This window comes from Streptomyces sp. NPDC060035 (assembly GCF_042736635.1).
Taxonomy (GTDB): domain Bacteria; phylum Actinomycetota; class Actinomycetes; order Streptomycetales; family Streptomycetaceae; genus Streptomyces.
Window position 1 is genome coordinate 311321 of record NZ_JBHWVO010000001.1, and the last position, 12852, is coordinate 324172.

The following is a 12852-nucleotide window of genomic DNA, read 5'->3' on the forward strand; positions in this document are numbered from 1 at the left end:
GCGGCACCCGCGGCATCGCCTCCCCGCACATCGCTGCGGCGTCGGTCCCCAATAGGGAATCATGCTGACTATGGCTCAGCTCGAAGCGCGCGAAGTGCCGCTGCACAAGGTCTTCTGCAGTGACTACGACTTCCGGATTCCGGACTACCAGCGCCCCTACGCGTGGCAGACCGAACAGGCCCAGCAACTCCTCGCCGACCTTGAGGAAGCGCTCCTACGGGGCAACGGGGAGCCCTACTTTCTCGGCTCCTTGGTGCTCGTCAAGGACAGTCGCGCCGCCGAGGCCGACGTCATCGACGGCCAGCAGCGGCTGACCACCTTGACTATCCTGCTCGCCGTTCTGCGAGATCTGGCTCAGCAGCCCGATGTGGTGACCAACCTGGTGGCGATGATCTCCGAGCCCGGGAACACGGTTCTGGGGCTGAAAGCCAAACCCCGGCTCACCCTGCGTCCACGTGACGCCGACTTCTTCCATCAGCACATCCAGACCTCCGGCTCCATCAGGACCCTCCTGGAACTGAACCCGCACAACTTGAGGACGGACGCGCAGAGGGCTGTCCAGGCCAACACGCGGGTTCTGCACACCACCCTGGGTTCCTGGAGCGACGAGCAGCGTCTCGCTCTGTGCAAACTGATGGGTGTCCAGACCTTCCTCGTCGCGGTAAGCACCCCTGATCTGGACAGTGCCCACCGAATCTTCAGCGTCATGAACTCCCGGGGCCTTGACCTGTCGCCTGCCGACATCTTCAAGGCGCAGATCATCGGAGAGATCGACGAGGAAGTCTCGGAGACCTACGCCAGGCGGTGGGAAGACGCGGAGGAGAGCCTCGGTCGCGAGGACTTTTCTGACCTCTTCCTCCACATCCGCATGATCTTCTCCGGCGAGCGAGCACGGCAGGAACTGCTCAAGGAGTTCCAGACTCAGGTCCTGGCTCACTACAAGGGAGGACGGGCCAAGGAGTTCGTCGACGAGGTACTTGTTCCCTATGCCGACGCGTCCGCGGTGATCCGCGACAAGACATACGCGGCCGGAGACGGGTCGGCACAGGTCAACCTGTGGTTCCGCAGACTTCTGCAGCTGGACAACAACGACTGGTGGCCGGCCGCATTGTGGGCGCTTCGGTCCCATGGCGACGATCCCGTGTGGCTGGGTTCGTTCTTACGGTTGCTGGAGCGCCTCGCGGCAAGCATGTTCGTCCGGCGCGTCTACACCACTCCCCGTGTGCTCCGTTTTGCCGAGCTGCTGACGGAACTGACCAAAGGCCGTGGCCTGGAGGCCCCGTCCCTCCAGCTGACCGAATCCGAGCGGACCGAGACTCTGACCCGGCTCGACGGCGATGTGTACTACGAGCTGAGGACGCGTCGCTACATCCTCCTACGGCTGGACGAGTTGGTGGCCGAGGACGACATCGTGACGACGTACGACGCTCCGCGCATCACCGTCGAGCACGTGCTCCCTCAGAATCCGGGGCTCGAGTCGCAGTGGCGCGCCGATTTCACGGTGGACGAGCGCAAGGAGTGGACGCACAGGCTGGCCAATCTGGTGCTGCTCAGCCGCACGAAGAACTCCCAGGTCCAGAACCTCGACTTCACGGACAAGAAGGAGCGGTACCTAAGGCGGGGCGTCGTCACCTTTCCCCTGACCACACAGGTGTTGGGCCAGGACACCTGGACTCCGGAGCACCTGGAAAAGCGGCAGGCCGAACTGCTCGAACTGCTGGCCAAGGAGTGGCGTTTGTAGTCAGCCCCGCAAACCTCGGACCCGCCCGATTTCCGAAAGGCACCAGTACGGAAACGCGTTGCGGGATGGGTGACCGCAGTCGGACCCGCGGTCACCCATCCCCAGGGGCGCGAAACGACCGCAAAAATATGGAAGGTTCCTGCCGGCCGCGCCGCCCCACTGCACGGGTACCCGGTCACTCCGCGAGATCGACGGCCTGTGACTGCGTCTACACCCTGGCGCGCGGGGCGACGCACGTGCGGTCAGTAAAGATCCACACGTCCTTCGCGTACGTGGCACCCAGCACACGTCCCTTTTCGCGGAGCCAGGGATAGCGTCCTTGCAATTCGACGAAGTTGTCGTTGGTGACGATCATCGCGTCCGACTCATCTGCGATGGCTGCAACGAGGGCGTCCCCCTTTCCTTCGGTTCCTGCGGGCGGCTGAATGACGTCGCCCTTGGCGATCGCGGCAGTCACCATTTCGCGCTCCCCCTCCGCAACCTTGTGCCGCAGACTGGCGTCGACGACGACGTGGATCTCCGCGGCGGGGTACTTCTTGGACAGTGCCGCACACGCGGCCTGGAGCTGACCGAAGCTCGGCCTGTCGTCCTCCTCGTACACTCCGGACCGGCGCGGCGAACGACCGATCCACGCGAGGTTGGAACCGTCGACGACCAAAGTGTGTGGGCTCTTTCCAACGGCCGGCTTGCCACCCGGAGGAGCGGGCACTGGACGGGCGCTCGAAGGCGTTGTCATCGGTGCCATAGGAGTCGGGTTCGCGTGCAACAGGTCGTCGAGCTCCTTGCGTACCTCCGGCGTGGGGCCGCCGGAACCGAAGCTCTTCACCTCCTCATCGACCACTACCTCCCCCGTATGCTCCAACACGGCCTTGACGTGCAACAGACCATTCGAGTCGTACATGTACTCCAGGTCGAAGCTGGACTCATCACGAACACGCGGGGTGGGGTACGTCAGGGTGAGTTCGGTGAGCTGCACGTTGTCCGGATGCGTGAGTTCCTTGTCCGGGTCCCCTTCCCAGATCTCGACCGACAGCTTCCGCGCGTGGTCTCGCTGGGGTGTGTAGCTCTTTCGCTCCTTCCAGGGCAGCGGCGAGTTCCTGGGGATGATCTGGCTGAACTTCTTGCGCCCTTGCGAGTCCTTCACCACCGTGCCGAGTGCATGGCTGGTGGCGACCTGGATCACCCCCTCGGTCTCACCAGCAAGGACTGCGGCAGCAACGGACGCCCCTCGCGCCACGGCGGTCATCGGATCACACAGCTCCGTGGGCACAGGTTCCATCTGGAGCGCCTCGGCAACAGCCGCCCGGACGCTCGGGATCTGACTTGTACCGCCGATCATGAGGATGTCGTCGACGTCGAGGGGCGCCATGTGGAGGTCGTTGAGGCACTTCGTCCGATCCCGGCGTCGCCAGCGTGTTCGCAACGCAGGCCGAGCGGTTCGGCGACGCCATCGTCGAGATCTACCCGCGCGGCGCGCTGGACGGGGTCCCGGTCCACCAGGGGTACATCGCGCGGGAGGCCGAGTGGCCGGTCGAGCTGAGCCCGGCAGAACTGTCGTCGCGCGCATCCGTGCAAGTGCCCTCGGCGGTAGCCCGGGAGATCCTCTCCGAGATGGGCATCCACGTGCCACGCAAGATCGGCAACGGGGACATCGATCCGCTCCTTGAATACGATGTTCCCAAGCTCACCCCCGAGCAGATCGCGCACTTCGTAGAGGAGGCACACCGACGTGCTTGATAACGTGCCGGAGAAGGCAGCCCTGAGCATCGAATCCATCGAGTCCGTGACACCGGGCGTTCCCTGCGCGGCGGACGCCGTGGCCGTTTGCGTCGTCCGCTGTGTTGAGGGGACCGCACGGCTGGGCATGGTGTTCCGGCACCCGGGTTCCGCAGCCTCCCCAGGCACGGCCACACCAGAGTTCTCGCTGACCGCCATTGAGTGGTACGGCAGGCAGGTGGAGCAACTGGACACCGTTCACTCCGGCAAGGTCACGCTCACGGGAGCCGGAGCGGAGACGCTGGCCAAGCGCGATGTCCTGAATTCGGCACCGCGGCACTGAACGCCCCGTCGGCACGGGCGTCTGAAGAGCTCTCCCTCCTGGAAGGCGGGGGCGATCACCGTCCCCGTCGGCGGGGGCTGCAATCTCTGCTCATGCCAGCCCGGACCGGGTCACCGGCCACAGCCCTGGCCTATCAGACGTTGCGTGCTCATTCACAGGCTTAAAGAGACAGCGATCAACGAACTCACATTCCGTGGCCAGCCATTTGCCGGTGCCGTGTCCGCAATGAACGGGAAGACCCGACGTCTGGGCCAAGCTGCGCGCGACAAGGCGCTCCTCCTCCGGTGACTGGAAAGTGACGCCCCCTCGCTGCCTCCCAGGGCTTCGCTGGACGGGAGATCGCCGCCCGGAGAGACTTGCCCCACCATGTCGGGTCCGCGCACCAACACGCGCCGGCCATCAGCACACGCACACACGGGGGCAAGGTGCCGGAGCAGCCGATCGCCGGACGGTACGAGCTTGTTGAGGAGCTCAACAGCGGTGGCATGGGCGACGTGTGGCGTGGTTACGACGCCGTGCTGGACCGGCCCGTCGCCGTGAAAGTGGTCCGGCGACAGTCCGTTGCCGGCTCACCGCAGCTGGCCGAGGAGTTCGCCAAGCGGTTCAAGCGCGAGGCCCGCATCACCGCGCGCATCCAGCACCCCGGCGTACCCCAGGTGTTCGACGCGGTACTCGACGACACGGACACCACGTACGAACGGCTTTTTCTCGTCATGGAGCTGGTCGACGGGATCCCGCTGTCCGCGTACATCCACCCCGATCGCCCGCTGCCCGTCAGCTGGGCCGTGGCTGTCGCGGCCCAGGTCGCCACCGTGTTGTCGTACGCCCACGACGTGCCCGTCATCCACCGCGACCTCAAGCCGGGGAACATCCTGGTCGCGCGGGACGGGACAGTGAAGGTCCTCGACTTCGGTATCGCGGCGATCCTGCGCACGGACGTCACCAAGCTGACCGCGACCGGCAGCCCCATAGGCAGGGTCGATCCGAACGCCGCGCTTCCGGGTCCCGTGGTCGTGCCGGAGCAACTGAGGGAGGAGATCGCGGAAGCATACGCGCACTCCGACGCGCTGCTGGAGGAGGAGCGGTTCACCCAGGCCGCTGAGGTGCTGGGCGAGATCATCGAGCCGGCCGCACATGCCCTCGGTGCCGAGAACAGGAAGGTGCTGGAACTACGGACGCAGCGTGCCGCGATCCGGCTGCTCGGCGGCGACTACCGGGCCGCGTTGCCCGAGCACGTCCGCTGGATCTCCTCGCCCAGGCTCTCCACGAGGTGGGAGAGCGAGCCGTCCTCCCCGAATCCGACCGCGACATCAATAAGCACCTTGCCGGCCAAGGCGGCGCGCCGACTCCCGCGAGCAGTGCCACGGACGCCGTCCCCGGCGTCGCGTTGACCACCACTTCCGCACCCGTCGCGGCCGTCTTCACGTCCGCGACCGGGATGTCGTCCCCCACCTCCGACGCCGGGTCCGCACCCAGTTGCGCCTTGTCCGGCCGCCTCGACCCGAGAACCACGTCGTGTCCCGCTCGGGCCCAGCCCACGGCCAGCGCCCGCCCTACATGGCCCGTTCCTAAGATGGCGATTTTCATGCTCCTGACGCTATGACGGACCGTCCCGCCGTCGCCTCGTCCCGAAGACCGGTCTGCTCTCCCTCATCGGCCCTACGTCTCCCGCCCGGCCCTGCCGGTAGGGATAACCCCCCGCCGAGGACGCCGGGTCGCCGCAATGCACAGACACCTGTGCACAGACGACTGTGTACGCATGCCACAGCAACCCGGTGCACCCCGGCCCGCGGAGCCGGAACGTCCGTCCTCAGCGCCTGTCGAGCTCGGCGATCTCGCCGCGCTCAAGGCACTCGCTCAGCCGCGCCGTCAGCGTGTGCTCGAGCACCTGACCCTGCACGGTCCCGCCACGTCGGCGACGCTCGCCCGGGCCCTTGGGCTGAACACCGGGTCGACCAGCTACCACTTGCGCGAGCTGGCCAGGTACGGCTTCGCCGAGGAGGCGGACTCCACGGACGGGGCGGGGGTGACGGCATCCGGGCGCCGCGAGCGCTGGTGGCGGGCGGTTCCCGGCGACCGCCGCTTCCCGCCGCGCAGCCGTCAGAGTCCTGAGACGCGGCACGTCATGGACGAGCTGAACCACCATGCGTACGCCGCCGACCTGGACCTCTTCGAGCGTCTCCAGCGAGACGCGGACGACGGCCCGTGGGCGGACGCGTTCCCGTACTCGCGCGGCTCCGTCCGGCTCACGCTGCCCGAACTCCACACGTTCTTCGAGGAGTACATCGCTCTCCTCAATCGGTACAAGCGGCCCGAGTCCGAGACGCCGCCCGGCGCACGCACCCTGCTCACCCGGTTCCTCGCCTTCCCCGCTCCCGAGCCCACGGATGACGGCGGCACCACAGGGGCCGGCCCGGAAGACACCCACGTACCCCACAGCGGAGACACGGACCCCTCATGATGCTGCGCTATGCCCTGAAGACCGTCCGTGCGCGCAAGGCAGGCTTCGCCGGTGCCTTCGTCGCCCTCATGTGCGCGGCAGCCATGATCACCGCGTGCGGAACCCTCCTGGAGACGGGACTGCGCGGCTCCATCCGCACCGAACGCTATGCCGCCGCTCCGGTCGTGGTCTCCGCCGACCAGAACGTCCACCGGACCACCGTCGAGCAGAAGAAGGGCAAGACCAAGGTCAAGCACAAGGCCAAACCCGTCGCCGAACGCGCCTGGCTCCCGGAAGGCATCGGGCGTACCCTCGCCGCCACCCCCGGCGTCGGCCGCGTGATCCCCGAACTCACCTTCCTGGCCCAGCCACTTACCCCGGGCGGCACCGGCGACCGAGCCGCATACGGGCACGACTGGGCGTCCGCCGAGCTGACCCCGTACCGGCTCACCGCGGGCACCGCCCCCCGGGCCGCCACCGACATCGTCATCGACCGCTACCTCGCCGAGCGCGCCCGCCTGGAACCCGGGGACCGCCTCACCGTCCAGTCGACGCGGGCCCCGCGCTCCTACCGCGTATCAGGTGTAGCCGCCCCCGCCACGGCTGTTCGGCACCAGACGTCCCTCTTCTTCTCCGCCGAAGAGGCCCGCCGCCTCGCCGACCGCCCGGGGCAGGTCACCGCCTTCGGTATCCTCCCGGACTCGGACTCGGACTCGGACTCGGTTACCGATATGGGAACACTGGGACGCGCCGTGGCCGAGGCGCTGCGTGGTACCGGCGCCCAGGTCAGCACCGGCGACGCGCGGGGGCCGGTGGAGTTCCTGGATGCCGCGGCCGGGCGCATCAAGCTGGTCAGCATGGGTGGGGCGATGGCCGGCACCTCGCTGCTCGTGGCGGTCCTCGTGGTCGTCGGGACCTTCGCGCTCACCGTCCAGCAGCGCCACCGCGAACTCGCCCTGCTCCGCGCCGTCGCCGCCACTTCCGGGCAGATCCGCAGGCTGCTCGGGCGCGAGGCCCTGATCGTCGGAGCGGCCGCGGGCATGGCCGGAGCCGTGGTGGGACTTCCCCTCGGCGGTTGGCTGCACAGCAGGTTCGTCAGCCTGGGCGCCGTGCCCGCCACACTCGAGCACACCGTCAGTGTGTTTCCGGTACTCGCCGCCGTCGCCACAACCCTGTTCGGTGCCTGGGCCGCCGCACGGATCGCGTCCCGTCGGGTTTCCCGGATCCGGCCGGCCGAGGCACTCGCCGAGGCCCAGGTCGAACCCACCCGGCCCACCTGGGGCCGCCTCCTCGCCGGCTCTCTGCTGCTCACCGGCGGCGGCGCTCTCGTCGCTCTGCTCGGGATCCTGCACACCGAGTCCGCCTCGACGCCGGTGACGTTCCTCGCGGTCGTCGTGCTGTCCACCGCTGTCGCCCTGCTCGGGCCTCTCCTGGTCAGGGCGGCAGCCTTTGTCCTCGCCGGTCCACTGCGCCTGACCGGCCACGGCGGCAGGCTCGCCACCGCCAACCTCCGTGGCAACGCCGTCCGTATGGCCGCCGTCGTCACACCGCTCACTCTGCTCGTCGGCATGACCTGCACGGTGCTCTTCGTGCAGCCCACTCTCGGCAATGCCGCCCGCACCGAGACCCGCGAGGGCGTCCGCGCCGACTGGGTTGTCGCGTCCCACGGCCCGGGTGTTCCGGCCGAGGCGGCACACCGGCTGCGTACACACCACGATGTCGTCACCGAAGTGGTCCGTACGACCGTCCGGGTCGGCCTGGACAAGTACACGGCCCAGGGCGTCACTCCGGCCGGCCTCACCCGCACCTGGGACCCGGACGTCACCGCCGGCTCTCTCGAGCGGCTCACCCAGCACACCGTCGCAGTCAGTGAACTGGCGGCCGAGCAGCTCCACTTGAAGCCGGGAAGCACCCTGGAGCTCACACTCGGGGACGGCACGCCCGCCACGCTCACCGTCGCCGCCGTCTACGCCAGAGGCCTCGGCTTCGGAGACCTCACCCTCGCGCACGACCTCGTGGCACGCCACGTCGACAACCCGCTCTCCGCCTCTCTCCTCGTCAGCACGGACCGCACGCAGGCACACGTCACGTCCACGCTGCGGCAGTTCCCGGGCCTCACAGCTCTCTCACCGGCTGCCGCCGACTCTCTGCGGGCGCAAGGCCGGCAGTCCGCATCTGAGGTCGACCTCATCGCCATGGGACTCGTCCTGGCCTTCACCGCCATCGCCGTCGTCAACACACTGGCCATGTCCGTCTCCGAACGCATCCGGGAGTTCGCACTGCTGCGGCTCGTGGGGGCGACACGCCGTCAGGTGCTGCGCATGCTGCGTATCGAGGCCCTGTCCGTCCTTCTCCTGGCCACCGCACTCGGCAGCTCCATCGCCCTGGCGGTCCTGACCGCGTTCAGCCTCGGCATGACGGGCCGTGCGGCGCCGACCGTCACCCCTCTCTTCTACGTCACGGTCGTCGCCGGAGCCGGGCTGCTCGCGCTCATCGCGACCGCCCTGCCCGGACGCGTTGCCCTGCGGGTTCCGGCCGTGACGGTGGCGACAGCCAGGGAATGACGTCCGCGAGGTCAGCCGGGGGCAGGACGGCGACCGGTCCGCCGCTGCCCCACCGGCCCTACGCCACCGACCGGCGCACCGGCTCCGACCTGAGCACGCTCTCCACATGCGCCCGGAACGTGCGGGCAGGCCGTCCGGTCATCCGCTCGACGGTCCCGGTGACACGGTTCTCCGCGCCGTCGGCGATGGCCAGGTCCATACCGGCGAGCATCACGGCAAACTCCTCGGGAATGCCCTCGGCCGCCAGGCGGTCGCGCATCTGCTCGTACGTGAGGTGCCGGTGCGCAACGGGCCGCCCGGTGACCTCGGCCAGGACCGCGGCGACCTCGCCGTAACTCAGCGCCTCGGGACCGGTGATGACCAGATCCGTATCGGGCGCCACGACATCGTCGAGGGCCCGCACGGCAACCTCCGCGATGTCGTCGGCATCCACGAAGCCGACTCTTCCGTCCCCGGTCGCACTCGACACAGCACCTTCCTTGCGGATGCTCTCGGCATGCGCATGCTGGCCGGTGAAGTTCTGCATGAACCAACTGGGCCGCAGCACGGCCCACTCACCGAACAGCCCGTCGGCCAGCCACCCGTGTACCCGCCCGACACCGGGTCCCCCCACGGGGATGGCCGAGGAACTGAGCAGCACGACCCGCCGCACCCCGGCCGCACGGGCCTGCTCCAGGAAGGGCAGCATGACGGCGGCGGGCTCCGGATCTCCGACCGGCGGTACGAGATAGGCGCGGTCGACCCCCCGCAGCGCGGGGCCGTAGGTCTCGGCGTCGTACCAGTCGAACCGGACGTCGTGCGCACCGTGCGTCCCGGCGGGCCGACGGGAGGCCAGGGTGACGGTATGGCCGAGCCCGGAGAGTCGGCCGGCAACACGGCTACCCGTATTGCCCGTTGCTCCGGTCACCAGAACTGATGCACCAGTAGTCACTGTCTTCTCCTCTTCCTCTTCCCTCACGCGCCCGCTCCCGTCGTGGGGAACTTCAGGTGGTCCGGGGAGCCGGGGATCGCGAGGGGATTCCAGTAGTCGCGGTAGTGGGTGATGCGGCCGCCCTTGACCGTGACGACGGCGACGTACGGCATCTCGTACGGAGCGCCGGAGGCGACCATGCGGCCCACGCCACGCCATTCGGCGACGAGGGTGTCCGGATCGCGCAGCAGATGGATCTCCAGATGCGGAATCTCCTGCAGGTCGATGACGTCGGGATAGTCGCGCATGTACGCGGCGACAGCCTCCTTGCCCTCCAGCCTCGGCGGGAACCCCTCAGGCGCGTACGGGAACTCGACCACCACGTCGTCGTCGCACAGCGCGACCCACCCGTCGATGTCCTTGTCCAGCAGAAGCCGCAGGCTGTGGCGGTACAGATGTTCCGGGCTCATGACTTCGCTCATTGGACGGCCACCCCTAGAATATGGACTACGAGTCCGCTTAACGATTCGAACCATACGGACTGCCAGTCCGTTTAGCAACGGAGAGGCCATGACCCAGCGCAAAGAGCGCGCCGACGCCCTGCGCAACCGCGAGGCAGTCCTTGCCGCAGCCGACGATCTCTTCGCGCGCAGCCAGCGCCCTCGCAGCGTGTCCATGGACGACGTCGCGGCAGCTGCCGGCGTCGGGAAGGGCACGCTGTTCCGCCGGTTCGGCGATCGGACGGGCCTCATCCAGGCCCTGTACGAGGCCCGCATCCAGCCCTTGCGCAACGCCGTGGATTCCGGCCCGCCCCCACTCGGCCCTTCGGCCCCGCCCCACGAGCGCGTACGGGCCCTGCTCGACGCCGTACTCCGCTTCAAACTCGACAACCGCCACCTCGCCCTGGCCCTGGAGGAGGCGTGCAGCGGCAGTCCCTACCGGGCGGAGCACTACACATGGTGGCACCGCACACTTCAGGACACGCTGCGGCAGATCCCCTCGGTCCCGTCCGGCGACTTCACCGCCCACGCCCTGCTGGCCGCGACCCGCGCAGACCTCGTCGAACACCTGGCGGGCCAGGAGCTCATGACGGCGGAGCGGATGAGGTCGGAGCTCGCCACGTACGTGTCGAAGGTTTTGGCCGGCGACCACGACAACGAGGGCTGACGTTCACCCCTGGTCCCACACTGCGGCGAATCCCGGGCTCCTCACCCCACTGGCTGCCCGGAGCACTGTCCCCACCCGTCGAACGCACCGTCCGCCGCGCTGCTCAAGGGCCTGCGGAGCGCGAGGCAGAAGAGCGTCGAAGACATGAACTGGTGTACGCATAGCCATGGTTGAGGCGTACGTTGACTGAAGTGTTCACGCCTCGGTTGAAAGACGGACGGTACCCATGACGGACCACGCGACAACGCCCGGCTCGGCGGCGCATCCGGCGATCGACACATCGATCCCGCACTCGGCCCGGATCTGGAACTACTGGCTGGGCGGGAAGGACAACTACCCCGTCGACGAGGCGGCCGGTGACGCGTACAGCGCCGTCTTCCCGGGCATCGTCACGATCGCCCGCAGCAGCCGCGCCTTCCTGAGCCGCAACATCACCCATGTGGTCACCGAGGCGGGCATCCGGCAGTTCCTGGACGTCGGTACCGGCCTGCCGACCGGGGACAACACCCACGAGGTCGCCCAGCGGCTCGCCCCCGAGACCAGGATCGTCTACGTCGACCACGACCCGATGGTGCTCACGCACGCCCGCGCCCTGCTCAGCTCCACCCCCGAGGGAGCGACCGCCTACATCGACGCCGAACTGACCGACCCCGACCGCATCCTCGCGGTCGCCGCCGAGACACTGGACCTCACCCGCCCCACCGCCCTGATCCTCAGCAACATCCTGGGCCACGTCGCAGACTACGACCAGGCACGCGCCGTCGTCACCCGGCTGATGGAAGGACTGCCGTCCGGCAGCTACCTCTCCATCAACGACGGTTCACGGGGCACCGACGCCGACTACGAACAGGCCCAGGACGCCTACAACGAAACCGGCGCGGTCCCGTACTTCCTGCGTCCCGTCGACGAGATCGCGGCGTTCTTCGACGGCCTCGAACTCCTGGACCCGGGCGTCGTCTCGGTCCCGTTCTGGCGCCCGGATCCCAACGCCCCCGCCCCGGAATCCATCGGCGAGCACGGCGGCCTCGCCCGCAAGCCCTGACACCCTGCCGTCCTGGGCCTCATCGACCCGTCGCGCCGGGCAAGCCCTCAGCCGTAGGTCAGCGAGATTCAGAACGGTCTCCCGGCTTCCGCCACATGGAGACGTGTGACCGGCTGGACGCGGCGAAAGGTGCCTCGTTCCAGTCGGCCCACCGTTCGGAAAGCTCCAGGCCGGCGAGCTCGGCCATCAGGTCGAGTTCGGAGGGCCACACATAGCGGTGGGGCGAGAGGAAGGTGGAGCCCCGGCCGTCGACGATCGTGTAGTGGTGGGAGACCACGTGCTGGTTCAGCACGTCGTACGTGTCGAAGCCGACGTGATGCTCGCCGACGTGGAACGGGCGGGCGGTCTCGCCCGGCGGCAGACGCTGGAGGTCAGGGACGAAGACCTCGATCACGAGCCGGCCGCCGGGCTCCAGATGCCTCGCGGCATTGCGGAAGCAGGCGACCTGCTCGTCCTGGGAGAGCAGGCAGGTGATGGCGTTGTAGACGAGGTAGACCAGGCTGAACGCGTCTGGCGCCTGACACGACGTCATATCGCCTACGGTCACGGCCACATGGCGGCCGTCGGGCTTCCTGGCAAGCTCGCGAGCCATGGCCTCCGACTTCTCGATCCCGGCCACTCGAATGCCACGCGCGCTCAACGGAAGCGCAACCCGCCCGGTCCCCACCGCGAACTCCAGCGCCGGCCCACGACCGGCTCGGCGCTCGAGAAAGTCAACTGTCGGACCCAGAACCTCGGGCGTGTACATGTGCGCCGATGACTCGTCGTAGGTCTGGGCCACCTGTTCGTTCCACACGTCCGCATCCATGCCGCCGAAGGCTGCCAGTGGGCACTGCATGCGAGCCACTGGATTTCGCCGTCCAGGGACCACCGCTACGACATACCGCGGCCGTCCAGGGACCACCGCTACGACATACCGCCCCCTGAGC

12 protein-coding genes and 1 pseudogene are annotated in these 12852 nt (G+C 68.3%); 8 read left to right on the forward strand and 5 right to left on the reverse strand.

Annotated elements, in window-relative coordinates:
* Positions 1-70: 70 nt before the first annotated feature.
* Entirely contained in the window at positions 71-1741 is a 1671-nt protein-coding gene (locus ACFWBQ_RS01405) for a DUF262 domain-containing protein (RefSeq protein WP_385482699.1), read from the forward strand.
* Between the two features lie 208 nt (positions 1742-1949).
* On the opposite strand, the gene ACFWBQ_RS01410 is transcribed toward ACFWBQ_RS01405, so the two are convergent.
* Positions 1950-3110: an Hsp70 family protein gene (locus ACFWBQ_RS01410; RefSeq protein WP_385482701.1), complete on the reverse strand. Its 1161-nt coding sequence runs from the start codon at positions 3108-3110 to the stop codon at positions 1950-1952.
* Positions 3111-3154: 44 nt separating this feature from the next.
* On the opposite strand from ACFWBQ_RS01410, the gene ACFWBQ_RS01415 reads away from it, so the two are divergent.
* The 3 genes from ACFWBQ_RS01415 (at position 3155) to ACFWBQ_RS01425 (ending at position 5191) form a co-directional block, all read left to right on the forward strand.
* Complete coding sequence (locus ACFWBQ_RS01415) at positions 3155-3478, forward strand: hypothetical protein (protein ID WP_385482703.1); 324 nt, start codon at positions 3155-3157, stop codon at positions 3476-3478.
* A complete protein-coding gene (locus ACFWBQ_RS01420) occupies positions 3471-3800 on the forward strand; it encodes a hypothetical protein (RefSeq protein WP_385482705.1) in 330 nt (109 codons plus the stop codon). The genes ACFWBQ_RS01415 and ACFWBQ_RS01420 overlap by 8 nt, the downstream gene beginning before the upstream one ends.
* A 425-nt stretch (positions 3801-4225) precedes the next feature.
* Positions 4226-5191, forward strand: coding sequence for a serine/threonine-protein kinase (locus ACFWBQ_RS01425; protein WP_385482706.1), 966 nt, complete (start codon positions 4226-4228; stop codon positions 5189-5191).
* Between the two features lie 13 nt (positions 5192-5204).
* Here ACFWBQ_RS01425 and ACFWBQ_RS01430 read toward each other — a convergent pair.
* Positions 5205-5387: pseudogene (locus ACFWBQ_RS01430) on the reverse strand (NAD(P)-binding domain-containing protein); the annotation flags it as partial.
* A 172-nt stretch (positions 5388-5559) separates the two neighbouring features.
* Between ACFWBQ_RS01430 and ACFWBQ_RS01435 the strand changes: the two are divergent.
* Positions 5560-6261: an ArsR/SmtB family transcription factor gene (locus ACFWBQ_RS01435; protein WP_385482708.1), complete on the forward strand. Its 702-nt coding sequence runs from the start codon at positions 5560-5562 to the stop codon at positions 6259-6261.
* Positions 6258-8804, forward strand: coding sequence for an FtsX-like permease family protein (locus ACFWBQ_RS01440; RefSeq protein WP_385482709.1), 2547 nt, complete (start codon positions 6258-6260; stop codon positions 8802-8804). The genes ACFWBQ_RS01435 and ACFWBQ_RS01440 overlap by 4 nt, the downstream gene beginning before the upstream one ends.
* Before the next feature lie 58 nt (positions 8805-8862).
* Here ACFWBQ_RS01440 and ACFWBQ_RS01445 read toward each other — a convergent pair whose 3' ends face one another.
* Both ACFWBQ_RS01445 and ACFWBQ_RS01450 read right to left on the reverse strand, forming a co-directional pair.
* Positions 8863-9735 (reverse strand): NAD(P)H-binding protein, encoded by an 873-nt coding sequence (locus tag ACFWBQ_RS01445; protein ID WP_385482711.1) that lies wholly within the window; start codon positions 9733-9735, stop codon positions 8863-8865.
* A 23-nt stretch (positions 9736-9758) separates the two neighbouring features.
* Positions 9759-10196, reverse strand: coding sequence for a nuclear transport factor 2 family protein (locus ACFWBQ_RS01450; protein ID WP_385482712.1), 438 nt, complete (start codon positions 10194-10196; stop codon positions 9759-9761).
* A gap of 88 nt (positions 10197-10284) precedes the next feature.
* On the opposite strand from ACFWBQ_RS01450, the gene ACFWBQ_RS01455 reads away from it, so the two are divergent.
* Both ACFWBQ_RS01455 and ACFWBQ_RS01460 read left to right on the forward strand, forming a co-directional pair.
* Positions 10285-10881, forward strand: coding sequence for a TetR/AcrR family transcriptional regulator (locus ACFWBQ_RS01455; protein ID WP_385482714.1), 597 nt, complete (start codon positions 10285-10287; stop codon positions 10879-10881).
* 226 nt (positions 10882-11107) lie between these two features.
* Entirely contained in the window at positions 11108-11923 is an 816-nt protein-coding gene (locus tag ACFWBQ_RS01460) for an SAM-dependent methyltransferase (protein ID WP_385482716.1), read from the forward strand.
* Between the two features lie 58 nt (positions 11924-11981).
* On the opposite strand, the gene ACFWBQ_RS01465 is transcribed toward ACFWBQ_RS01460, so the two are convergent.
* The gene (locus ACFWBQ_RS01465; RefSeq protein ID WP_385482717.1) at positions 11982-12761 is read right to left on the reverse strand and encodes a class I SAM-dependent DNA methyltransferase; all 780 of its coding nucleotides are present in this window, start codon (positions 12759-12761) and stop codon (positions 11982-11984) included.
* Between the last annotated feature and the right edge of the window lie 91 nt (positions 12762-12852).

Coding starts and splice junctions, on each gene's coding strand:
- ACFWBQ_RS01405 (WP_385482699.1), top strand. CDS start 71: ATGGCTCAGCTCGAAGCGCGCGAAGTGCCGCTGCACAAGGTCTTCTGC.
- ACFWBQ_RS01410 (WP_385482701.1), bottom strand. CDS start 3,110: ATGGCGCCCCTCGACGTCGACGACATCCTCATGATCGGCGGTACAAGT.
- ACFWBQ_RS01435 (WP_385482708.1), top strand. CDS start 5,560: ATGCCACAGCAACCCGGTGCACCCCGGCCCGCGGAGCCGGAACGTCCG.
- ACFWBQ_RS01440 (WP_385482709.1), top strand. CDS start 6,258: ATGATGCTGCGCTATGCCCTGAAGACCGTCCGTGCGCGCAAGGCAGGC.
- ACFWBQ_RS01450 (WP_385482712.1), bottom strand. CDS start 10,196: ATGAGCGAAGTCATGAGCCCGGAACATCTGTACCGCCACAGCCTGCGG.
- ACFWBQ_RS01455 (WP_385482714.1), top strand. CDS start 10,285: ATGACCCAGCGCAAAGAGCGCGCCGACGCCCTGCGCAACCGCGAGGCA.
- ACFWBQ_RS01460 (WP_385482716.1), top strand. CDS start 11,108: ATGACGGACCACGCGACAACGCCCGGCTCGGCGGCGCATCCGGCGATC.
- ACFWBQ_RS01465 (WP_385482717.1), bottom strand. CDS start 12,761: ATGCAGTGCCCACTGGCAGCCTTCGGCGGCATGGATGCGGACGTGTGG.